Genomic DNA, 22,291 nt, shown 5'->3' on the forward strand with positions numbered 1-22,291 from the left:
CCGCGGGTGGGCGCCGAACGGACGGCGCCCACCCGCGGAGGTGATCAGCGGTTCGCGCGCACCGGGGCGGTGGCCCGGCGTCGGGACGCCAGCACCGCACCGCCACCGGCCAGGGCGACCAGCGCCGCCACGGCCACGAGCCAGCCGGTCGAGCTGCCCTGGTCGGCGAGGCCCAGCTCACCGGTGGGCACGCCGCCGGGCGCGGTCATGCCGGTGTCGACGGTCTGGGTGGCCAGGGCCAGGTTGTCGTCGGCCAGGCTGCCCCAGGCGTAGACGATCGTGTTCTTGCCGTCGGAGACGGTCACGTCGGCCGGCCCGAGCACCGGGTCGGTGGTGCCGGTCGCCGCCACCGCGGCCGAGACCGTCCCGGCCGGCAGCTCGAGCGTCGCCTCGTCCGGGTTGGCGAGGTTCGTGATCGCCGGGCTGCCCCCGGCGAGCACATCGACGGCGGGCGCCGCGGCGACGTGCCGGACGGTCAACCGCCCCTGACCGGCCGGGGTGGCCGAGGTGTCGTTGGTGAACAGCGTCGCGGTCGGGTTGCCGTCCGCGTCCAGGTGCGCGACCGCGGTGTAGGACATGTTCGCCTCGAGCGGCAGGTCCACGGGGCCGATCGCCGGCGAGCTGTCGTCCGCCGCGTCGGACGCGGTGATGGCGACGGTGTAGGTGCCCGGGTCCAGCGACAGCGGTCCGGCGAGGTCGCCAGGTGCGAAGTTGTCCAGCGTGAGCGCGCCGTTGACGTAGACGTCCACGGTCAGGCCGGGCACGCCGTGCAGCACGGACAGCGAGGCCTTGCCGTCGGTGGCGGCGGTGGCGGGCAGTGCGGCGGAGAGGGTGAGGGCCGCGCCGGCGACGGCGCCGGCGAGGAGTCGGGTACGCATCGGTGTCCTCCTGGGTCGTGCCGGCGGGACGGACCCCCGCCGGTCGCGGAACAGCTGACACCCCCACTACGGCCGGGCCCAGGCGTCCGGATGCACCCGGCCTCAACCAGTTCTCCCCAGGCCCGGGACCGGGCGCTCCCGGCGAGCCTCCCCCGGCCGCCTGCGCCCAGCCGATGGCATAGGCGCATGCCCGGCCGCCGACGCAAGATCCGCCTCACCCACGACGAGATCCTGGTGCTGTTCGACCTGGTGCACCGCTGGCAGGGCGGCCCGAGCCCGGACACCGTGCTGCTCGCGCACCCCGGCGAGGCGGCGGCCCTGCGCCGGCTGGCCGAGGTCCTGGCCCCCGAGGTCGACGGGGTCTACGACGCCCGTTATGCCGAAGCGGTCGACGCCGCCCGCGCCGCCCTGGCGCCCTGAGCCCGGGTGCTGCCCCACGTCGTAGCCTTGCCCGCGTGAACCCTGCCCGCCTGCCCCGCGTCCGCGCGTCGGAGCTCGTGGGGCGCGGCTGGCTCAACACCGGCGGGAGGGACCTCCACCTGGCGGACCTCCGCGGGCGTGTGGTCGTCCTGGACTTCTGGACGTTCTGCTGCATCAACTGCCTGCACGTCCTGGACGAGCTGCGCGACCTCGAGGCCCGGTACGGCGACGCCCTTGTCGTGATCGGCGTGCACAGCCCCAAGTTCCTGCACGAGGCGGACCCCGACGCGCTCGAGGCGGCCGTCGAGCGTTACGAGGTGCACCACCCGGTGCTCGACGACCCCGAGCTGGTCACGTGGTCGGCGTACACGGCGCGCGCCTGGCCGACGCTCGTCGTGATCGACCCGGAGGGCTACGTCGTCGCGCACCTTGCCGGCGAGGGTCACGGTCCCGCGATCGAGGCGCTGGTGGCGGAGATCGTGGCCGCGCACGAGGCGAAGGGGACCCTGTACCGGGGCGACGGTCCCTACGTGCCGCCGCCGGTCGAGCCGTCCACCCTGCGCTTCCCCGCCAAGGCGATCCGGCTGCCGAGCGGCAACGTCCTGGTGGCCGACGCCGGGCACCACTCGCTCGCCGAGCTCGGCGCGGACGCCGAGACCCTCGTCCGGCGCATCGGGTCCGGTGAGCGCGGGCTGGCCGACGGTGTCCCGGAGATGGCGCGGTTCGCCGAGCCGAACGGGCTGTGCCCCGTGCCGGAGGCGCTGCGTACCCGGTTGGGGTACGACGTGCTCGTCGCGGACACCGCCAACCACGTGCTTCGCGGCGTGCGGCTGGCCGACGGGCACGTCACCACCGTCGCGGGCACGGGCGAGCAGTTCATGGTCGGCGGGCCGGACAACCTCGAGCCCCAGCCTGCACCCGACGGAGGTCCGGGCGATCCCGACGACCGGCCGCGGTGGGAGCCGGGCGGCCGGTGGCCGTCGCGCATGGTCCGGCTCTCCTCCCCGTGGGATGTGGCGTGGTCGCAGGACCTTGCCGCGTTCGTCGTCGCGATGGCCGGCACGCACACGATCTGGGCCTTCGACGGAGAGGCGGGGTCGCTCACGCACCTCGCCGGGACCATGAACGAGGGCCTGGTCGACGGCCCCGGCCTCGAGGCGTGGTTCGCGCAGACGTCCGGCGTCGCAATCGGTGCGGACGGCGACATCTGGCTCGCGGACTCCGAGGTCTCGGCGCTGCGCCGGCTGGCCCCCGAGCGCGCAGCGGTCACCGTGCGCACCGCCGTGGGCCAGGGGCTGTTCGACTTCGGGCACCGCGACGGGGCGGCGGCCGACGCGCTGCTCCAGCACCCGCTGGGCGTCGCCGCGCTGCCCGACGGGTCGGTCGTGGTCGCGGACACGTACAACGGGGCGGTGCGGCGGTACGACCCGGGCGCCGACACGGTCAGCACGCTCGCGCGCGACCTGGCCGAGCCGTCCGGGCTGCTGGTCGACGCGCACGACGACGGCACGATCGACCTCCTGGTCGTCGAGTCCGCCGCGCACCGGATCACCCGGGTGCGGCTCCCGGCCCGGTTGGCCGGCGAGATCCTCGACGTGGGAGCGCGCCGGACCGCTCGGCCGGTCACCGAGGTGGGACCCGGCGAGCTGCGCCTGGAGGTCGCGTTCACGCCCGCCCCGGGCCAGAAGCTGGACACCCGCTACGGACCGTCCACCCGCCTGCAGGTCTCGGCGTCCCCGCCCGAGCTGCTCGCCGACGGTGTCGGCGAAGCGACCGACCTGGTCCGGACCCTGCGCCTGTCGCCCGACGTGACCGAGGGCGTGCTGCACGTCACCGCGCAGGCCGCGTCCTGCGACGACGACCCGTCGATCGAGTTCCCGGCCTGCCACCTCGCGCAGCAGGACTGGGGCGTGCCGGTGCGGGTGGTCGACGGGGCCCCGACCCGGCTGCGGCTGCCGTTGCTGGGCTGAGCGCGTCCCGGGTCCGGGCGCTACGGCAGCGCGGGTACCTGCGCGCCGAGTGCGCGGAGCACGAACTCCTCCGTCGCGGCGACCGCGCCCGGGTCTCCGTCCGCGGTGGCGCGGGTGGACAGGCAGGCGTTGACGAGGGACACCGTGGTGTCCAGCGGCTGCGGTGCGAACTCCCCGGCGGCCATGCCCTGCTCGAGGATGCGGCGCAGCACGGTCTCCACCAGCGTGGCGTGCGAGCGGAGCTGCGCCTGGGTGGCCGGCGAGACCACCGAGCGCAGGTCCGGGCCCGGCGAGAGCCGGTAGACCCGCTTGAGCTGTGCCTGGCGGCGGACGTAGGTGCGCAGCTGCTCGACCGGGTCCTCGATGCCCTCGAGCGCGGACTCCAGGCTCGCGACGTACTCCTGGGTCTCGTGCGTCATGTACGCGAGGAGCAGCGACTCCTTGTCGGCGAAGTGGTTGTAGACCGCGGTGCGCCCGACGCCGGCCTTCGCGGCGATGTCGGCGAGGGTGATCGCGTCGAACCCGCGATCGAGCATCAGCGAGGCGAGGGCGCTGAACAGCTTGATCCGGGTGCGCTCCCGGTGCTCGTGCAGTGAGCCACCGATGATCTTCGGCACCCCCCTATTGTCGCACCGGCGACCGTGAGAAGTCTGCGGACCTTGTGGCGGTCCGGTGAGGGCCCGTCCGCGGGGCGCCCCGGGCGGTGTCGCGGCGTTGCGCGTCGCCTAGTCTCGGCACGGTGAGCGAGATCGTGCCTGACACCAAGGACTGGACCTGGGTGCTCGAGCGCCCGTGCGGGGAGTGCGGGTTCGTCGCCGCCGGCTTGGCCGCGCCGGGGATCGCCGGGGCGGTGGCCGCCTCGGTGCCGCGTTGGCAGGCGGTCCTGGACCGTGCTGACGTGCGGCGGCGCCCCCGGCCCGACGTCTGGTCACCGCTGGAGTACGCCTGCCACGTGCGGGACGTGTATCGGCTGTTCGCGGCCAGGGCGCGGCTGATGCTCGACCGGGATGGTCCGACGTTCGAGAACTGGGACCAGGACGCGACCGCGCTCGAGGAGCGGTACGGCGAGCAGGAGCCGGCCGTCGTGAGTACCGAGCTCGCAGCGGCCGGGACCGAGGCCGCCAGGGTGTTCGCCGCCGTCCCGGCCGACGCGTGGCAGCGCGTGGGCCTGCGCAGCAACGGTTCGCACTTCACCGTGGAGACGCTCGGCCAGTACTTCGTGCACGACGTGGTGCACCACCTGCACGACGTGGACGGGTGACGTCGGCCTGACGCGGTGCGGACGGTCCTTGTCGTGCACATCTTTCGTGCACAGGCCTGTGCATCTTGAACGTTTTCGCTGGTCATCTTGTGGATGAAGCTGTGACTAACCCATGGTCGGAAACTGGTCTCCAGAAACCCTTGCGGGCCGTGATCAGCCGGGACTAGAACTGAGTCATCGGCAAGGACGGATCGCCGGATCGAACGGGGAGACCCGGGAGATTCCAGTCGGGGCAACCCGGCAGGAACGGCGAACCGGACCTACCGGCCCGGTCGGAGACCGGCGGACCATCTCGGTGGGGGAACTCATCGGGCTGTGGATGACGACACAGGTGTCCGTGCGGACCGGTTGGGCTGTGGTTGCTGGGCTCGGTGCTCGTGGTTCGCTGCGCAGCGTGGAGTCCACCGCATCGTCAGAGCGGGGTCGGCGTCTCGGGTTACACCGGATGCGCCAGGATCGCAATTCACAGCAAGGCCCCTCGGACGCTTACTCCGAGGGGCCTTTGCTGTGCCCCAGGGTAGGGGGCATCGGTGAGCGCGGCCTGTCCGACACGCGGCGCTGGGGTGAACACCGCGGTGGGTGCGGCGATGGGCGCAGGCGAACGCGGTCAGCCGCAGCCCAGGATGTGCCGCGCTGCTACGAGCACGACGCGGCTGTCCGGCACGTCCGACGGTGCCCAGTAGAACAGCGACGAGTCCGCCTCGGAGCCGACCTGGACCTGCGCCACCTGGTAGTTCTCCAGTGTCGTTGCGGGCTGGGCCCCGGGCAGTGCGGTGACCGCCGACCATGGCGAGCCGATCGCGATCCCGTGCGGCAGCGCGATCCCGGTCGGCGTCGGTTCGGCCTGGGTGACGGTCCAGGAGAACAGCGCGTCGGACAGCACGTTGATCGTCACGCCGCCGTAGCTGAGCTGCTCCACGTCGGCGAGTCCGCACTGGCTCGGGAACGGCTCGATCGAGTCCGGCGGCCCCAGAAGGGCCTCGACCGCCGTGGTCGCCTCCGGGGTGTCCCACGCGACGTCCCCGACGCCGTGCGCGGACAGCGCGACGGGTCCGGCGCTCCGGGGTGCGGATGAGGCCTCGGAGGAGAGGGCGGACGAGGGTGCCGTCGTCGGGCTCTGCCCCCGGGTCCGTGCCGGGGTCTGTGCAGCCGACGTGGTGGTCGGAGCCGGCGTGTCGGAGGCGGTCGTGCCGCGGCGGGTGGGTGGTGCAGCCGTGCCGGCACACGCGGCGAGGGCCAGCGTCGCGGCAACCGCGGTGCCGGCCGCCATCCATCGTGCTGCGCGCATCGTCCCTCCTGCGCCGACATCGCAGGATCGCACGGGCCGGCGTGACGCCGCCAGGGACGTCCGCCCGGCGCGTCCGGGCTCCTGCTCACCCAGCCCCGCACCTGCCCGTGCGCCGAGATCGGGTGGACGGCGCGCCCGCCTGCGCCCAGGTGGAATCGTGACGAGGCCGGCGCCGGCCCAGCGGCCGGGAGGGGTTCCCGTGGCTTCGAAGTAGGCGACGAGTGGCTCGGACGCGGACAGGCCGGTGTCGCCCGCGCAGGCCGGTGTCACCCGCGGTGACCTGCCGGGTCAGGTATCGGTGGCCGTCCCCGGCGAGCAGCTTGTGCATCGAGATCATCGCGGGCTCGCCTCCCCCGACGCGCAGCTGGTCCCGCCGCCGGGCAACGGGTCGGGTCGTCGCACCCCCGGCAGGTTTCGCTGTGCCGATGACCGCTCGCGACCTCAGCTGTCTCGACCTCGGCCCGGCGCCCGCTCCTCGCAGCGCTGGGCCGTTCACTCGCGTGGGTCCGCCTGAAGGATGAAGCGTGAGCGTCGAATAGCGACGGAAACGCTTCAGACTTCGCCGTCGACACGTCCTCGACGACCGACCCGGCAGTGCCTCCGGTGCCCGCCATAGATCGCGAACCCCGCTTCGCCGGCCAGGCCGACCGCGACGGCCGAGCCTTCAGCGTCGACATCGCTCTGACCTGGGGAAATACTGGAGCGGGTGACGGGAATCGAACCCGCGCTGTCAGCTTGGGAAGCTGAAGTTCTACCATTGAACTACACCCGCAGACGTCCACCGGGGCGGACGTGCGCGGTCGATCATACCTGGCATCGTGGATTCAGCACGCACCGCACCGACGTCCGCGACGGGACCGCGGACGGGCCCCAGCCGGTGCGCCGCCGTGCGGAGTCCCATCGCCGGTGTCCACAGATTTCGTCCACAGGGATGTGCGCCTTCGCCCGCACGCCGTGCGCAAGCTGTGGACAGCACTGTGGATCACCTCGATGGAGGAGATTGCCGACTGCGGGACCCTTGCGGTGCGCCGCGCCGGGGGTCTAGAACGTTCTCCATCGGCAGCGCCGCCGGGGGGCCGACCTGAGATCAGGTGGGCGTGCGGTGGAGCTGCTGGGCCGACCGGAGAACGGTGGACGGCTCGTTCGACTTCGCTCGGGCGGGCGGCGGCCGGCGCCGCAGATGTCCATACGGACCGGAAGGCTGGTCGTCACCGGACGGCGTGCCGCAGCAACGCCCACGTCGGACCGGCGCCACGCCGGGGCGGGACGAGCGGGTCCGCGGACCTGCCGTCCGACGGTCGCGCGGGGCCCTCGGACGCTTACTCCGGGGGCCTTCGTGCTGTCCCGACCGCTCGGCCGGGTTCCTCGGCCGCCCGTGCCGGTCCCGCTCTGGCCCGTGCCGCCGCGTGCCCCTCAGGCGCGCCGCGCCGCCTCGGGGTGCCGCTCGAGGTACCCGGCGACGAACGTGCACTCCGGCTCCACCGCCAGGCCCTCCTCGGCCACGTCGGCGAGTGCGCGCGAGACCAGCACGGTGCCCAGCCCGCGGCCCCCGAAATCCGGGTCGATCTCGGTGTGCGTGAACGCCATCACGTCACCGCGGCGCTCGACCTCCGCGACGCCTGCCCGCTGACCCTCGACGGTCAGCAGGTAGCCGCCGGCCTCCTCGTCGTAGCGGACCTGGGCACCGGTGTCGTCAGTCACGCCCCCGACCCTACGGCCCGCGAGGTCGGTGGTGCAGAGCGCGTGTCAGTCACTGACTCGTCCACCCACGATGCAGATGTTGGCCTCCAACACCTCGGCTGGGCAGATACGGTCGATGTGAGCGCGCACATCCCAGCGCGCCCCGACAGCACTGTCCCCAGGAGGCCGACATGCCCTACCCGACCAACGACCTGACCGGCACAGTCGTCGCGATCACCGGAGCCAGCGCCGGCATCGGGCGCGAGACTGCTCGGCTGCTCGCGGAGGCGGGCGCCAACGTGGTGCTCGCCGCGCGCCGCACCGAGCGCCTGACCGCACTCGTGGAGGAGATCGGCCCCGACCGCGCCCTCGCCGTGCCCACCGACGTGCGCGACCCCGAGGCCAACCGCGCGCTCGTCGCCGCCGCCGTCGAGCGCTTCGGAAGGCTGGACGTGCTGGTCGCCAACGCCGGCATCGGGATGTACGGCGGTATCGAGGACGCCTCCGACGACGACCTCGAACGCATGCTCGACGTCAACCTCGCCGGCACCGTGTGGTCGGTGCGCGCGGCCGTGCCGCAGATGCGCAAGCAGGGCGGCGGCGACATCGTCATCGTGGCCAGCGTCGCGGGCCTGCGCGGCGACGGGAACGAGGCCGTCTACGCCGCGACCAAGCACGGGCAGGTCGGCCTGGCGGGTGCGCTGGACCGCGAGCTGCGCCGCGAGGGCATCCGCGTCACCGCACTGTGCCCGGCCGGGGTGAGCACCGAGTTCGCGATCGGCGCCGGTCGCACTGAGGGCGACCCCGCGCTCGAGGAGTTCCTCAAGCCGCAGGACATCGCGTTCCAGGTGCGCACCGTGCTCGAGCAGCCGCGTCGGCTGCGCAGCACCCTGTGGACGCTGTGGCCCATGTCGGTTGACCTACCCTGAGTGCGGTTCGTGGTCTGCGGCACCCAGGACGTGCCGCAGGCCACGACCCCCGGCAGCCGCTACCGTGACCCCGTGCTGCTCTCCGACCGCGACATCAAGGCCGAGCTCGACTCCGGGCGCATCACCCTGGACCCGTACGAGCCGGTGATGATCCAGCCGTCCAGCATCGATGTGCGCCTGGACCGGTTCTTCCGCCTCTTCGACAACCACAAGTACGCGGTCATCGACCCCGCGCAGGAGCAGCCGGACCTGACCCACCTCGTCGAGCCGGACGGCGACGAGCCGTTCATCTTGCACCCCGGCGAGTTCGTGCTCGGGTCCACCTACGAGGCCGTGACGCTGCCCGACGACGTCGCGGCCCGGCTCGAGGGCAAGTCCTCGCTGGGCCGCCTGGGACTCCTCACGCACTCGACGGCCGGGTTCATCGACCCCGGGTTCACCGGGCACGTCACGCTCGAGCTGTCCAACGTCGCGACGTTGCCCATCAAGCTGTGGCCGGGAATGAAGATCGGCCAGCTGTGCTTCTTCCGGCTGTCCTCGGCCGCGGAGCAGCCGTACGGCTCGGGCGCCCACGGCTCGCGCTACCAGGGCCAGCGTGGGCCGACGGCGTCGCGCTCGTTCCAGAACTTCCACCGCACCCGGGTCTGAGGTGTCCGAGCTCCACGGCACCGGCGCGCACGTGCACCGGCACACCGCGCTCGCCGAGCCGCACTCGCACCCCGGCGACCCGCGCGCCCTGCTGCGCGCCCACGGCCTGCGGGCCACCGCCCCTCGCCTGCGCCTGCTCGCGGTGATGGCCGAGCGTGACCACCTGACCGCCGAGGCCCTGCACCGGGAGGTCGCCGACGACGGCACTGCGCTCACCACGGTCTACCGCACCCTGGAGTCGCTCGAGCAGGCCGGGCTGGTCTGGGCGACGCAGGTCCCGGACGTCGGGCGCACCTACCACCTGGGGACCCACCCGCCGCACGCTCACCTGTACTGCCGGGTGTGCGGGTCGCTGTGGGACCTGGACGGCCCGTCGGCGGCCGCGTGGGCCGCCCAGGTCCCGGAGGGTTTCGAGGTCGAGCACGTGCAGGTCACGGTGGTCGGCCGTTGCGCACGGTGCCGCGCGACCTGAGTCGCCACTCCGTCGTCCGCCGTCCACCTGTGGGGACCCTCGTCCTCTTGCAAGTCATGTGCAAGACGGCATCATCGTCGCATGCACGTACCCGACGGGTTCCTGGACGTTCCCACCTCGGTCGCGACCGGGGTGGCGGCCGTCGCGATGGTGGGCACCGCACTGCGCCGCGCCGAGCGCGAGATCACCGAGACGGGGCCGGCGCTACCCGGCCTGACCGCGGCGTTCGTGTTCGCCGCGCAGATGGTCAACTTCCCGGTGGGTGCCGGGACCAGCGGGCACCTGCTCGGCGGCGCGCTCGCCGCGGCGCTGGTCGGGCCGTGGACCGCGACGGTGGTGATCACCTCCGTGCTCCTCGTGCAGGCGCTGCTGTTCGCCGACGGTGGCCTCACCGCCCTGGGCACCAACGTCATCACCATGGCGGTCGTCGGGGTGGTCGTCGGCTACCTGGTGGCGCGTCTGGCCCTGCGCTTCCTTCCCCCGCGAGCCCGCAGCCTGGTCCCTGCCACAGCGCTCGGCGGCCTCGTGTCCGTCCCGGCCGCAGCGTTGGCCTTCACCGGCCTGTACGCGATCGGCGGGACCGTGGACATCCCGATCGGTCGGCTGGCGACGGCGATGGTCGGGTGGCACGCGGTGATCGGCGTCGGGGAGGCCCTCATCACCGCGGCGGTCCTCGGCGCCGTCGTGGCCACCCGGCCCGACCTGGTCCACCTTGGTCGGCACCTGCAGCCCGCGGGCTCGCCCGCCGGCGGTCCGACGCGTGTCCGGCTGGGTCGGCGCGGCCTGGCGATCGGGGGCGCGGTCACCCTGGCCGTCGCGAGCGCGGTCAGCCTGGCCGCGAGCACCCATCCCGACGGACTGGAGTACATCGCGACGTCGCTCGGCTTCGCCGGCGCAGCGAGCGGCTCCCCCGCGGACCGCAGCCCCCTGGCGAACTACGTCGTGCACGGCCTGGCCAACCCCTGGGTGTCCGGAGCGGCTGCGGGCATGGTCGGGGCGGTGGTGCCCGTCGTCGTCGGGCTGCTTCTCACGTTCCTCGCCCAGCGCCGGCGTGGCCGTGCCGCGCGGGCGGCGGAGTGAGATGGCGCACCCCGTCGACGGCCTCCTGATCCCCACCGGCAGCGCGGTCCATCGGCTGCCGGCACAGACCAAGATCGTCGCCGTGGTGCTCGTGGTGGCCACCGTCGTGCTGACACCTGCCCGCTCCTGGGGCGTGCTCGCGGCGCAGGGTGCGCTCGTGGTGGCGGTGGTGGCCGCGTCCCGGCTCCCGGCCGCCGCCGTGCTGCGTCGGCTGGGCGTCGAGGCGCCCTTCGTGGTGTTCGCACTGCTCATGCCGTTCGTCGCCGCGGGCCCGACCACCCGGCTCGGCCCGGTGACCGTCTCGCAGGCCGGCCTGCTGGGTGGCGCGACGTTGCTGGTCAAGGCCACCGTCGGGGTGCTCGCGGCCGTCGTGCTCGCCGCGACCACCGGCGCCCGCGAGCTGCTGGCCGGGCTGGAGCGGCTGCACCTGCCGGCCGTGCTGGTGGCGATCCTTTCCTTCATGCTGCGCTACGTCGTGGTGATCGCCGAGGAGCTGGGCCGCGCCCGGGTCGCACGGGAGGCGCGAGGTGGGCGTCGCGCCGGGCTCGCCGCGGTCGCCGGGGGCGTCGGGGCCCGGTTCGTGCGGACGTACGAGCGTGGTGAGCGCGTCCAGCAGGCCATGCTCGCCCGCGGGTACGCCGGACGGATGCCTGTGCTCGCGGGCGGGGCTGCGACCGCGGCCCAGTGGGCGTCGGCGCTCAGCCTGCCCGCCGCGGCACTGCTGGTCCTGCTCGTCGGGCGGCTCCTCGTGGGGGTGGGTGGGTGAGCGGGACCCAGCGGGCGGCCGCGCTGGACGTGCGGGGGCTCAGCTTCACCTACCCGGACGGTCGGCGGGCCCTGCGCGCGGTCGACCTGCGGATCGAGCCGGGCGAGCGGGTGGCGCTCCTGGGACCCAACGGGGCCGGCAAGACGACCCTTGCGCTGCACCTGGACGGAATCCTGCGGGGCTCGGCCGGGACGGTGGACGTCGGCGACCTGCGCGTGGGACCCACGACGCTCCAGGAGGTGCGCCGCCGGGTCCAGCTCGTGTTCCAGGACCCCGACGACCAGCTCTTCAGCCCGTCCGTGCGCGACGACGTCGCCTTCGGCCCGGCGAACCTCGGGCTGCGGGGCGCGGAGCTCGAGGCCCGGGTCGCCGAGGCACTGGACGCGGTCGGGATGGTCGGGCACGCGGACCGTCCGCCGCACCACCTGTCCTTCGGGCAGCGCCGACGCGTCGCGATCGCCACCGTGCTCGCGATGCGCCCCGACGTGCTCGTGCTCGACGAGCCGACCTCCAACCTGGACCCCGCCGGGCGTCGCGAGCTCGGCGAGATCCTGGACGCGCGCGACGCAGCGCTCCTGATCGCCACGCACGACCTCCCGTTCGCGCTGCAGCTGTGCCCGCGCGCGGTGGTCCTGGACGACGGGGCCGTGGTCGCCGACGGCCCGACTGCTGACCTGCTCGCCGACGCCGACCTCATGGCGGCGCACCGGCTCGAGCTGCCCTACGGCTTCGACCCGCGGTCCGTGCCGCCGGCCCGCGGCGCCCGTCGCTGACCGCGGCGCGATCGTGCGGGTCGCGTGAGGATCCCGGCGCAGCGCACCCCTTCGTGGCGTCGTGACCGCACCGGCGACCTAGCATCGGCCCATGCCCGTCCCGCTCGACCCCGGTGCCACCGAGACCGCGCACGTGCTCGTGCTGGCCGAGGACGTGCTGCCCGAGGAGCTCGAGGTGCTGGCCACGAGCCGGTTCACCGCCGCGCACTGGGAGCACCCGCCCGCCGCGCCCGACCCCCGCACGCGCGTCCCGTCGCTGCGGCTGTCCCGGCTGTCGACGCTGGACGGTCCGTACCGCATGGACCGCGACGTCCGAGCGCGGCTCGGGCTCCCGGCCGCCGGCGTGCAGGGGTACCTCCTGCGCGGCCCGCACGAGCGCGGCGAGGCGCCGTGGCCCGAGGCGGGCGACCGCGACGGTCTCGGCCGGGCGTTCCCTGACGGTCTGCCGGTGCGCGACGAGCTGCGTACGGTGACCTGGCTGGTCGCCGCCGCGCGTCGGCTGGGCGGGGCTGTGCGGGTCGCGGGCTCCGGCGTGGTGCTCGTCCCGGACCCGACCCAGGCGGTGGACCTGACCGTGTGGAGCGACATCTGGCTCGACCCGCAGGCGTGCCTGGTCGTGGTGCGCCAGGCCCTGCCCCGGGCGCAGCTGGACCTGGGCCGGGAGTGGGCCGGGCCCCCGCCGGAGGCCGGCCGCGTCCCGGCGCAGGGGACGCAGGACATGGACCCGGAGGAGCGGGCCGCGCTGCACGTCGCGGCCGAGGAGCGCGACCTCCAGGTCCTTGCGCACCCGGCGCACCGCAGCTCCTACGGTCTGCTCGCGGACCTGGATGCCGACGGGATGCTGGCCGTCGGCGTGGAAGCGGTCGAGGAGGTCCCGGTGGTGCTCGCCGGCGTGCCGTGGACCGAGGGCGGGGCGATCGCGTACCGGGTGACCTGGGAGCCCGACGACCTCGCCGTGCTCGGCCAGGAGCGCCCGGCCGTCGAGCACCGCGTCGCGCGGAGCCGCACCGCACCCCTGGTCAACGCCGTCACGAGGGCGCTGCACACGGCCGTCGCGGGCGAGATCACCGACATGATGGACTTCGTCGTCGACCCCGCCGACCTGTAGGCCGGCCGAGCGCGAGCCCGACCGGAGCGCATCACTGCCCGGCAGGGCCCCCCTCGCCGCCCCGCACCGCATCGAGCAGCACCTCGGCCACGTCGCGCACGACCGGCGCGCGCCCCCCTGCGGACCGCGAGGCGTCGGTGAGCATCACCGTGCAGAACGGGCAGGCGGTGGCCAGCACCTCGGCCCCGGTCCCAGCCGCCTCGTCGACCCGGTCCCCCGCGATCCGTCGCCCGGTGGTCTCCTCCATCCACACCCGGGCACCGCCGCCACCGCAGCAGAACGACCGTTCGCCGGACCGCGGCATCTCCGTGACGGTTGCGCCGGCCGCGCCGAGCAGTGCCCGCGGCGGGTAGTAGACCTGGTTGTGCCGGCCCAGGTAGCAGGGGTCGTGGTAGGTCACGTCGGCGCCGGTCTGCTGCACCGGGGTCAGCCGACCCTCGGCCACCAGGGTCTCGAGCAGCTCGGTGTGGTGCAGCACCGTGAAGTGCCCGCCGAGCTGCGGGTACTCGTTGGCGATGGTGTTGAAGCAGTGCGCGCACGTGGTCACGATCCGGGTTGGCTTCGCGGCCTCGAGGCTCTCGATGGAGGTGTGCGCGAGCTGCTGGAACAGCGCCTCGTTCCCCGCTCGACGGGCTGGGTCGCCGGTGCAGGTCTCCCCGTTGCCCAGCACGGCGAAGCTCACGCCTGCGGTGTGCAGCAGCTCCGCGACCGCCCGCGCGACCTGCTGGCCGCGGTCGTCGTAGGCGCCCGCACACCCCACCCAGAACAGGCAGTCCAGCCCTGAGGCGTCCTCGACGTCCTCGCCCACCACGGGAACCGGGAAGGCCAGCGGCTCGGCCCACGCCATGCGTTTGCGCCCGGGCATGCCCCATGGGTTGCCACGCCGCTCGAGCTTGCTGAACATCTGGCCGAGCTCCCCCGGGAACGCCCCGGCCAGCAGCACCTGGTTGCGGCGCAGGTCGAGGAGGTGGTCGACGTGCTCGATGTCCACCGGGCACTGCTGCACGCACGCCCCGCACATGGTGCAGTCCCACAGGGCCTCGGGCGTGACGACGTCCCCGACCAGGGTGAGCACGTCCACCTCGGCGTGCGAGCCGCCCGACGCGCTGCCGCGGCTGCCCGGCACCAGAGGCAGCACCCCGGTGGCGGACGTCGCACCCGCCGGCGCCGTCGAACGGTTGGGGCCGGCCCACAGCCCAGGGGTCGTCGCATAGGTGTGGTCGCGCAGCGCGGTGATGACCAGCTTGGGCGACAGCGGCTTGCCGGTGTTCCACGCCGGGCACTGCTCGGTGCAGCGGCCGCACTCGGTGCAGCTCGACAGGTCCAGCAGGCCCTTCCACGTGAAGTCCTCGACCCTGCCGACCCCGAGCATGAGGTCCTCGGGCAGGTCCTCGAGCGTGGTCAGGTCCAGGGCGGTGCCGTCGGCGGCACGCAGCGGCTCCGCGGCCCCCAGCGCCGGGCGGCCGTCGGTCCGTCGCCGCGCCCACACGTTGACCACCGCGAGGAACCGGTGCCAGGCCACCCCCATCGCCGGCCGACGCCCCACCACCACCAGCCAGGCCATCGACACCAGGATCTTGACCGTCGCGAGCACGACCACCGCGGTCGCGAGCGCGCCGATCGGCAACCGTGCGAGCAGCGAGCCGAGCCACGCGGTGAGCGGGTAGTGCACGTCGAACCCCTGCGGCAGGGTCGGGTACGCCTGCCACCACGGCGCACCCAGGAAGCTCGGCCGCCCCAGGGTCAGCTCGCTCGTGCTCTGGAACGTCGCCCACCAGATCCCCCGGCCCCCGCCGAGCGCGTACTCCAGTGCGCGCAGCCCGATCACCGCGAGCACCACCGCGAGGATCACGCCCTCGACCAGGTACGCCTGCCCCGCGTTCGACCCGAAGAACCGCGACGCGCGCGGCCCGTCGGGGCCCACGAGCTCGCCGTCGGCGCCGCGCCGCGCCGCGGACTGCTCCGCGACCGCCGCCGATCCCCGCCTCGGGTGGTGGAGCTGGCGCTGCACGATCAGCGTCACGATGCCCACCAGGCCGCCCCACGCGAACAGCTCGACCGCCCACTCGTAGGGGATCCACGTGCCGATCCCGGGGAGCACGTACACCGGGTTCACCACCTCCCCGTACCCGGCGACCAGCGTGAGGAACAGCACCGGGAAGGAGATCATCACGGCCCAGTGCGCCAGCCGGATCGCCGGGCGGTGCCGGAACCGGTCGTGCCCGAGGATCTCGGCCAGCGTGCGTCGGGTCCGCAGCCACCCGGACGTCGTCCGGTCCGGGGCCGGCCCGCCGCGGCGCACGGTCGCCACGATCGCCGCGACCCCTCGCGCGAACGTGACGACCCCGAGCACCGTCGCGAGCACCACGAGCACGAGCGCGATCACCTGGAGTCCGGACACGCGCCCACGCTAGCCGCAGCCCACCCCCGCGAGTGGTGCACGTCCAGTCGAGTGGTGTGCCTGCAGGTGCGACGTTCGCCTCGAGGTGCGCCACTCGGCGAGAGGTGCCCCTCGGCAGGGCGGGGTGCTCGCGGGTACCCTTGACCAACTTCCCGCCCTCGCCCCTCGACGGACGGAGCGGACGTGCTGCTGCTGCTCGGCCTCCACGGGATCGCGGCCCTCGTCGCGCCCGTGGTGATGCGCTGGGCCGGACGCCGCGGCTTCTGGATCCTGGCCCTCGTGCCCGGCTCGGCCCTGGTCTGGGCCATCGCGAACGCGTCCTCGATCGCCCACGGCCGCATCCCCACCAGCCACCTCGCGTGGGTGCCCGACGTCGGGCTCGTGGTGGACCTGCGGGTGGACACCCTGTCCTGGCTGATGGTGATGCTGGTGGGCGGCGTGGGCGCCGCGGTGCTGGTGTACTCCTCGGTCTACTTCAAGTCCGGCGCCAGCGGGCTCGGCCGGTTCGCGGCCACCCTGGTGGCGTTCGCCGGCTCGATGCTCGGCCTGGTCACGAGCGACAACCTGCTCCTGCTGTACGTGTTCTGGGAGCTGACGACGGTCACGTCGTACCTGCTCATCGGGCACTACGCGGACCGCAAGACCTCCCGGCGCGCGGCCATGCAGGCCATCATCGTCACCACTGCCGGCGGCCTGGCGATGCTGGTCGGGATCGTGCTGCTGGGCAGCGCGGCGGACAGCTACCGGCTCTCGCAGGTCCTCGCGGACCCGCCGAGCGGCGCCGCGGCGACCACGGCCGTCGTGCTGCTCCTGGTCGGTGCCGTGACCAAGTCCGCACTGGTCCCGTTCCACTTCTGGTTGCCGGCCGCGATGGCTGCGCCGACGCCGGTGTCGGCGTACCTGCACGCGGCGGCGATGGTGAAGGCCGGCGTCTACCTGGTCGCACGGTTCGCGCCCGTCTACTCCCACCTGACCGTGTGGCAGGTCACGGTGCTCGGGATCGGCGGCGCGACGCTGCTGGTGGGCGGGTACCGCGCGCTACGGCAGTACGACCTCAAGCTGGTTCTCGCCTTCGGCACCGTCAGCCAGCTGGGCCTCCTGGTGATGCTCGTCGGGCACGGAACCCGGGAGGCGGCCTTGGCCGGCGTGGCCCTGCTGGGCGCGCACGCGATGTTCAAGTCCGCGCTGTTCCTCAGCGTCGGCGTGGTGGACGCCGCCACCGGCACGCGTGACCTGCGCCGCCTGCACCGGGTGGGCCGCGCCCTGCCGGGGACCGCGCTCGCGGCCGGGCTGGCCGCGGCGTCGATGGCCGGGGTGCCGCCCTTCGCGGGCTACGTCGCCAAGGAGGCCGCGATCGAGGCGCTCCGGCACGACGCGACGTGGTCCGGGCGGGTCGTCCTCGTCGCGGTCCTGGTGGGTTCGGTGCTGACTGTCGCCTACGGGCTCCGGTTCTGGTGGGGCGCGTTCGGCGCCAAGCGCGTGCTGCCCGGCCAGACCCCGGCCACCGACGTGGGCCCGGCCGCGGCCGCCGAGCACCCGCGTGCCGACGTGACCCACCGCCCGTCGGCGCTCCTCGTGGGCCCGGCACTGGTCCTGGCGACGCTCGGTCTGGTCACCGGGCTGGCCCCGACGCTCGGCGACCACCTGCTCAGCCCCTACGCGGCCGGTCTCCCCGGAGAGGGAGCCCACCTCGTCCTGTGGGCCGGGCCGGTCGGTGCGCTCATCACGGCCGCCGTCCTGGCCGGTGGTGCCTGGCTGTTCCGGCAACGCACCCCGGTCGAGCGGTGGCAGGGGCACCGCCCGTGGCCGCTCGACGTCGACCTCGTCTACCGCCGCTCGATGCGCCGGCTGGACGGGTTGGCCGCCGACGTCACCGGCGCCACCCAGCGCGGCTCGCTGCCGCTGTACCTGGGCACCGTGCTGGTGGTCATGGTCGTCGGCGCGGGCTGGGCGCTGGCCACCGGGACGGCACTGCCCGGGCTGGACGCGATCCGGTGGTGGGACTCCCCCGGTCAGGCGATCGCCGGCGCGCTCGCCGTGGTCGCGGCGATCCTCGCGGCGCGCTCCCGCCGACGCCTCAAGGCCGTGGTACTGGCCGGGATCAGCGGTTTCGGCGTCGCGCTGCTGTTCCTGCTGCACGGTGCGCCGGACCTGGGTCTGACCCAGGTGCTGGTCGAGACGATCACCTTGGTGGTCTTCGTGCTGGTCCTGCGACGACTGCCGCCGTACTTCTCGGTGCGGCCCCTCGCGGCGAGCCGCTGGGTGCGCATGGCCGTCGGACTCGCGGTGGGGCTGACCGTCGGCGTGCTCGCGCTGGTGATGCCGCTGGCCCGGACCGCGTCTCCCGTGTCGGTGGCGTTCCCGGCCGAGGCCTACGAGTTCGGTGGCGGCAAGAACGTCGTGAACGTGACGCTCGTGGACATCCGCGCGTGGGACACGATGGGCGAGATCTCGGTGCTGCTGGTCGCCGCGACGGGTGTCGCGTCGCTGATCTTCCTGCGCCGACGCAGTGGGGACCTGGACAGGTCCGGCGCTGTGCGTGAGCGCACGGTCTGGCGGGTGGACGCCGACGCGATGGCTCCGCTGCGGGCCAGCGCCCGGGCACGCTGGGAGGCCTCGGTACGGGCGGGTGGCCCTGCCCGGATCCACAGCGAGTGGCTCTCGGGCGCGGGGTCGCTGCACCCGCAGCGCCGCAGCGTGATCATGGAGATCGCCACCCGGCTGCTGTTCCACACCATGGTCGTGGTCGCGATCTACCTGCTGTTCTCCGGCCACAACGCGCCCGGCGGAGGGTTCGTCGCGGGCCTCGTGGTCGGGATCGCGCTCGCGGTCCGGTACCTGGCCGGCGGCCGCTACGAGCTGGGCGACGCCGCGCCGGTGCATCCCGGCCTGCTGCTGGGTTCCGGGCTGTTCCTGTCCGCCGGCGTGGGCCTCCTCGCCCTGCTCTTCGGCCAGCAGGTGCTGGAGTCGACGATCGTGCAGGTCGACCTGCCGGTGCTGGGGCACGTGAAGCTCGTCACCTCGCTGTTCTTCGACATCGGCGTGTTCGGTGTGGTGGTCGGGCTGGTGCTGGACCTGCTGCGCAGCCTGGGTGCGGAGATCGACCGGCACGTCGACGCCGAGCTCGACGACCGGTCCGGCGGGGATCAGGAAGCGCCGACCGACGCGGCAGGTGCGCGATGAACGCCCCGAGCCTCGCCCTGGTCGTGGTGGTCGTGGCCCTCGTCGCGGTCGGGGTCTACCTCCTGCTCGAACGCAGCCTGACTCGCGTGATCATCGGGCTGGTGCTGACCGGGAACGGGGTCAACCTCCTGCTGCTGGTCGCCGGGGGGAAGGCGGGCGGCCCGCCCCTCACCGGCCAGACGCCGCCGGAGGACATGTCCGACCCGTTGCCCCAGGCGATGGTGCTCACCGCGATCGTCATCACCTTGGGCATGACCGCCTTCCTGCTCGCCATGGCCTACCGCTCCTGGCAGCTCACCGGGCACGACGAGGTCCAGGACGACCTCGAGGACCGCCGGGTCGCGCGGCGCGCGGCGCTGGACCGCGCGGCCTACGAGGACGTCGACGCCGGTACCGAGCCGGAGTCCCTCGACGAGGCCGCGGCCGAGGTCCACGACGAGACCGGCGACGTCGGGGGGCGGTCATGACCCCTCAGCTGGGCTGGCTGGTGCCGCTGCCCGTGGTGCTGCCGCTGTTCGCCGCGGGGCTGGCCCTGGCACTGTGGCGGCGCGGGCGGGCCCAGGGCGTGATCAGCGTCGTCGCGCTGAGCCTGGCCCTCGGTGCCTCCGTGACGCTGCTGGTCGCGGCCGACTCCGGGCCGGTGGTCGCCGAGCTGGGTGACTGGGCGGCGCCGGTGGGGATCAACCTGGTGGCCGACCGGGTGTCCACCCTGATGCTCACGGTGTCCTTCGCCGTGACGCTCGCGGTGCTCGTGTACTCGTTGGCGCAGGGCGTCGAGGACGACAACGCCGAGACGCCGGTGGCGATCTTCCACCCCACGTACCTGGTGCTGACCGCCGGCGTCGCCGACGCGTTCCTCACCGGGGACCTGTTCAACCTGTTCGTGGCGTTCGAGGTGCTGCTCGCGGCGTCCTACGTGCTCATCACGCTGGGAGGCACCGGCGAGCGGATCCGCGCAGGGACGGTCTACGTGGTGGTGTCCCTGCTGTCCTCGCTGCTGTTCCTCGCGGCGATCGCGGTGGTGTACGCGGCGACCGGGACGCTGAACCTCGCCCAGCTCGCACTGCGGCTGCCCGAGCTGGACCCCGGGCTGCGGCTCGTGCTCCAGGTGATGCTGCTGCTCGCGTTCGGCATCAAGGCGGCGATCTTCCCGCTCTCGGCCTGGTTGCCGGACTCCTACCCCACGGCACCAGCGCCGGTCACCGCCGTGTTCGCCGGCCTGCTGACCAAGGTGGGCGTGTACGCGATCATCCGGACCCAGACGCTGCTGTTCCCCGGGGGCCAGCTCGACGACGTGCTCATGGTGCTCGCGCTCGCGACGATGCTGGTCGGGATCCTCGGTGCGGTGGCGCAGAACGACATCAAGCGTCTGGTGTCCTTCACCTTGGTCAGCCACATCGGCTTCATGCTGTTCGGCATCTCGCTGTCCAGCGAGGCCGGTCTCGGCGCAGCGATCTTCTACGTGACGCACCACATCACCGTGCAGACCGCGCTGTTCCTGGTGGTGGGCCTGGTGGAGCGCCGGGGTGGCTCGACGTCGCTGGACGAGCTGGGCGGCCTGGCCAAGGCGGCGCCGGTGCTGGCGGTGCTGTTCTTCGTCCCCGCGATGAACCTGGCCGGTGTGCCGCCGTTCTCGGGCTTCATGGGGAAGGTGGGCCTGCTCGAGGCGGGCGTCGCCGACGGGCGGCCGCTCGCGCTGGTCCTGGTCGTCGGCGGGGTCCTGACCTCGCTGCTCACGCTGTACGCGCTGGTCAAGGCGTGGAACAAGGCGTTCTGGCAGCCGGTGCCCGAGAACCTGCGTCCGGTCCGGCTCCCCCGGCGGATGGTGGGCTCGACCGCCGTGCTGGTGTCCTTCGGGGTGATCATCGCCGTGCTCGCCGGCCCGCTGTACGGGTACACCGAGCGTGCGGCCGTCCTGCTGCGCGACCGCGGCCAGTACGTGCTCTCCGTCCTTCCGGACGGGCAGCGCGGCGAGGGGCACTCCGCGGACACCACGAGGGACCCCTCGGCGCAGGCCGCGTCGACGCCACGGGACGTGACCGGCGAGGGGGTGACGCCGTGAGCCTGCACCCACGGCGTCGTCCGGGCGCCGGCTTCCACGTCCTGACGATCGCGTGGCTGACCGCCGTCTGGGTCGCGCTGTGGGGCGAGCTGTCCATCGCGAACGTGCTCGCCGGCCTTGCGGTCGCCCTCCTGGTGGTCCGCTCCCTGCCGATGCCGTCGATCGACTTCCACGGCCGCGTGCGACCGGTGGGCCTGGTGCGCCTGGCCTGGCACTTCGTGCGGGACCTGGTGGTGGCCAGCGTCCAGGTCGCGTGGCTCGCGCTCACCGGCCGACGTCCACGGTCGGCCGTGATCCGGGTGCGGCTGCGCTCTCACTCCGACCTCTACCTGACGCTCACCGCCCAGCTGTGCTCGTTGATCCCCGGGTCCGTGGTCGTCGAGGCCCACCGGCACGACGGCGTCCTCTACGTGCACCTGCTGGACGTGGCGGACGCGGACGTCGCCGTGGCGCACGCGGACGTCCTCGCCATCGAGGAGCGCGTGCTGCGCGCACTCGGTTCGGACGACGAGCTACGGGACGCGGGGCTGGAGGTCGGGCGATGACGGCGGTGCTCGTGGTGTGCACGGTGCTGCTCACAGCGGCGGCCGTGATGGTGATCGTGCGCGCGGAGCGTGGACCCTCGATGCTCGACCGCACCATCGCGCTGGACACCCTGACCGCCGTCGTGGTGGGCGCCGTCGCGGTGCACGCCGCGTGGACGGGCCGCACCGACACCGTCCCGGTGATGGTGGCGCTGTCCCTGGTCGGCTTCGTCGGGTCGGTCGCGATCGCCCGCTTCGCGGCGATCGAGCCGGAGGGTGAGGGCCGGGTGCTGTCCCGCGAGGAGGTCGCGGCCCTCGAGCTCGAGCGCCTGCGTGCCGAGGACGCCGAGCGCTCAGCGGTCGACGACGAGCACCACGGCGGCGCCGCGGAGGGCGACGTGCGTCGGCTCGACGAGACCGTGCAGGACGGGGACGAGGAGAGGGACCGATGAGCGTGCTGCTCGACGTGCTCGCGGCCGGCTGCCTGATCGCCGGGTCCGCGCTGGCTTTCGCGGCGGGGCTCGGGCTGCTGCGGTTCCCGGACCTGCTCGCCCGGTCGCACGCGGCGACCAAGCCACAGGTGCTCGGCCTGCTGCTGATGCTGCTGGGTCTCGCGCTGCGGCTGAGGTCCGGACCGGCGATCTGGATGCTCGTGCTCGTCGCGCTGTTCCAGATGGTCACGGCACCCGTCGCCGCGCACATGGTGACCCGCGCCGGCTACCGCACGGGCAAGGTCGACCCCTCGTCGCTCGTCGTCGACGAGCTCACCGACGACCTGCGAGCGGCCGAGCGCGAGGTCGGGGGCTCGTCGCAAGGCCCGTCCCCGCGGTCCTGATCGAGCGTCCGGG

At 73.7% G+C, this 22,291-nt stretch carries 21 protein-coding genes and 1 tRNA gene; 16 read left to right on the forward strand and 6 right to left on the reverse strand.

The window, feature by feature from the left end; genetic code table 11:
* Window positions 1-44: 44 nt before the first annotated feature.
* On the reverse strand, window positions 45-878 hold the full coding sequence (locus Q6348_RS03490) for a DUF4397 domain-containing protein (protein ID WP_304599935.1): 834 nt from the start codon (window positions 876-878) through the stop codon (window positions 45-47).
* Between the two features lie 186 nt (window positions 879-1,064).
* Here Q6348_RS03490 and Q6348_RS03495 point away from each other — a divergent pair, with 186 nt between their 5' ends.
* Together Q6348_RS03495 and Q6348_RS03500 are read left to right on the forward strand one after the other, a co-directional pair.
* Window positions 1,065-1,298: a hypothetical protein gene (locus Q6348_RS03495; protein ID WP_304599936.1), complete on the forward strand. Its 234-nt coding sequence runs from the start codon at window positions 1,065-1,067 to the stop codon at window positions 1,296-1,298.
* Between the two features lie 35 nt (window positions 1,299-1,333).
* On the forward strand, window positions 1,334-3,268 hold the full coding sequence (locus tag Q6348_RS03500; protein ID WP_304599937.1) for an NHL domain-containing thioredoxin family protein: 1,935 nt from the start codon (window positions 1,334-1,336) through the stop codon (window positions 3,266-3,268).
* A gap of 20 nt (window positions 3,269-3,288) precedes the next feature.
* On the opposite strand, the gene Q6348_RS03505 is transcribed toward Q6348_RS03500, so the two are convergent.
* Entirely contained in the window at window positions 3,289-3,885 is a 597-nt protein-coding gene (locus Q6348_RS03505; protein ID WP_304599938.1) for a TetR/AcrR family transcriptional regulator, read from the reverse strand.
* A 122-nt stretch (window positions 3,886-4,007) separates the two neighbouring features.
* Here Q6348_RS03505 and Q6348_RS03510 point away from each other — a divergent pair, with 122 nt between their 5' ends.
* A complete protein-coding gene (locus Q6348_RS03510; RefSeq protein WP_304599939.1) occupies window positions 4,008-4,529 on the forward strand; it encodes a DinB family protein in 522 nt (173 codons plus the stop codon).
* Between the two features lie 607 nt (window positions 4,530-5,136).
* Here Q6348_RS03510 and Q6348_RS03515 read toward each other — a convergent pair.
* From Q6348_RS03515 to Q6348_RS03525, 3 genes are all read right to left on the reverse strand, one after another.
* Window positions 5,137-5,817: a hypothetical protein gene (locus tag Q6348_RS03515; RefSeq protein WP_304599940.1), complete on the reverse strand. Its 681-nt coding sequence runs from the start codon at window positions 5,815-5,817 to the stop codon at window positions 5,137-5,139.
* A gap of 698 nt (window positions 5,818-6,515) precedes the next feature.
* A tRNA-Gly gene (locus Q6348_RS03520) sits at window positions 6,516-6,589 on the reverse strand.
* Window positions 6,590-7,230: 641 nt separating this feature from the next.
* Complete coding sequence (locus tag Q6348_RS03525) at window positions 7,231-7,518, reverse strand: GNAT family N-acetyltransferase (RefSeq protein ID WP_304599941.1); 288 nt, start codon at window positions 7,516-7,518, stop codon at window positions 7,231-7,233.
* 170 nt (window positions 7,519-7,688) lie between these two features.
* Between Q6348_RS03525 and Q6348_RS03530 the strand changes: the two genes are divergently transcribed.
* The 7 genes from Q6348_RS03530 to Q6348_RS03560 all read left to right on the forward strand — a co-directional run bounded on the left by Q6348_RS03530 (window position 7,689) and on the right by Q6348_RS03560 (window position 13,273).
* Complete coding sequence (locus Q6348_RS03530) at window positions 7,689-8,426, forward strand: SDR family oxidoreductase (protein WP_304599942.1); 738 nt, start codon at window positions 7,689-7,691, stop codon at window positions 8,424-8,426.
* Window positions 8,427-8,498: 72 nt separating this feature from the next.
* Window positions 8,499-9,074: a dCTP deaminase gene (gene dcd / locus Q6348_RS03535; RefSeq protein WP_304601902.1), complete on the forward strand. Its 576-nt coding sequence runs from the start codon at window positions 8,499-8,501 to the stop codon at window positions 9,072-9,074.
* 1 nt (window position 9,075) lies between these two features.
* On the forward strand, window positions 9,076-9,546 hold the full coding sequence (locus tag Q6348_RS03540; protein ID WP_304599943.1) for a Fur family transcriptional regulator: 471 nt from the start codon (window positions 9,076-9,078) through the stop codon (window positions 9,544-9,546).
* A gap of 81 nt (window positions 9,547-9,627) precedes the next feature.
* The gene (locus Q6348_RS03545) at window positions 9,628-10,626 is read left to right on the forward strand and encodes an energy-coupling factor ABC transporter permease (protein WP_304599944.1); all 999 of its coding nucleotides are present in this window, start codon (window positions 9,628-9,630) and stop codon (window positions 10,624-10,626) included.
* Window position 10,627: 1 nt separating this feature from the next.
* A complete protein-coding gene (gene cbiQ, locus Q6348_RS03550; RefSeq protein WP_304599945.1) occupies window positions 10,628-11,392 on the forward strand; it encodes a cobalt ECF transporter T component CbiQ in 765 nt (254 codons plus the stop codon).
* Entirely contained in the window at window positions 11,389-12,165 is a 777-nt protein-coding gene (locus Q6348_RS03555; RefSeq protein ID WP_304599946.1) for an energy-coupling factor ABC transporter ATP-binding protein, read from the forward strand. Before cbiQ ends, Q6348_RS03555 begins: the two co-directional genes overlap by 4 nt.
* 91 nt (window positions 12,166-12,256) lie before the next feature.
* Window positions 12,257-13,273 carry a hypothetical protein gene (locus Q6348_RS03560; RefSeq protein WP_304599947.1) on the forward strand — a complete coding sequence of 339 codons (1,017 nt, stop codon included), beginning with the start codon at window positions 12,257-12,259 and terminating at the stop codon, window positions 13,271-13,273.
* 31 nt (window positions 13,274-13,304) lie between these two features.
* Here the strand turns inward: Q6348_RS03560 and Q6348_RS03565 are convergent, their stop codons facing one another.
* Window positions 13,305-15,674 (reverse strand): heterodisulfide reductase-related iron-sulfur binding cluster, encoded by a 2,370-nt coding sequence (locus Q6348_RS03565; RefSeq protein ID WP_304599948.1) that lies wholly within the window; start codon window positions 15,672-15,674, stop codon window positions 13,305-13,307.
* Between the two features lie 183 nt (window positions 15,675-15,857).
* Here Q6348_RS03565 and Q6348_RS03570 point away from each other — a divergent pair, with 183 nt between their 5' ends.
* The 6 genes from Q6348_RS03570 to mnhG are packed head-to-tail and all read left to right on the forward strand — an operon-like array spanning window position 15,858 to window position 22,278.
* Entirely contained in the window at window positions 15,858-18,857 is a 3,000-nt protein-coding gene (locus tag Q6348_RS03570; RefSeq protein ID WP_304599949.1) for a Na+/H+ antiporter subunit A, read from the forward strand.
* On the forward strand, window positions 18,854-19,324 hold the full coding sequence (locus Q6348_RS03575) for a Na(+)/H(+) antiporter subunit C (protein ID WP_304599950.1): 471 nt from the start codon (window positions 18,854-18,856) through the stop codon (window positions 19,322-19,324). The genes Q6348_RS03570 and Q6348_RS03575 overlap by 4 nt, the downstream gene beginning before the upstream one ends.
* Window positions 19,321-20,919: a Na+/H+ antiporter subunit D gene (locus Q6348_RS03580; RefSeq protein ID WP_304599951.1), complete on the forward strand. Its 1,599-nt coding sequence runs from the start codon at window positions 19,321-19,323 to the stop codon at window positions 20,917-20,919. Before Q6348_RS03575 ends, Q6348_RS03580 begins: the two co-directional genes overlap by 4 nt.
* Entirely contained in the window at window positions 20,916-21,464 is a 549-nt protein-coding gene (locus Q6348_RS03585; protein WP_304599952.1) for a Na+/H+ antiporter subunit E, read from the forward strand. The genes Q6348_RS03580 and Q6348_RS03585 overlap by 4 nt, the downstream gene beginning before the upstream one ends.
* Window positions 21,461-21,895 (forward strand): MrpF/PhaF family protein, encoded by a 435-nt coding sequence (locus Q6348_RS03590; RefSeq protein WP_304599953.1) that lies wholly within the window; start codon window positions 21,461-21,463, stop codon window positions 21,893-21,895. Before Q6348_RS03585 ends, Q6348_RS03590 begins: the two co-directional genes overlap by 4 nt.
* Window positions 21,892-22,278: a monovalent cation/H(+) antiporter subunit G gene (gene mnhG / locus Q6348_RS03595; RefSeq protein ID WP_304599954.1), complete on the forward strand. Its 387-nt coding sequence runs from the start codon at window positions 21,892-21,894 to the stop codon at window positions 22,276-22,278. Before Q6348_RS03590 ends, mnhG begins: the two co-directional genes overlap by 4 nt.
* Window positions 22,279-22,291 lie beyond the last annotated feature (13 nt).

It is taken from the genome of Actinotalea lenta (genome assembly GCF_030586465.1).
Classification (GTDB): Bacteria; Actinomycetota; Actinomycetes; order Actinomycetales; family Cellulomonadaceae; genus Actinotalea; species Actinotalea lenta.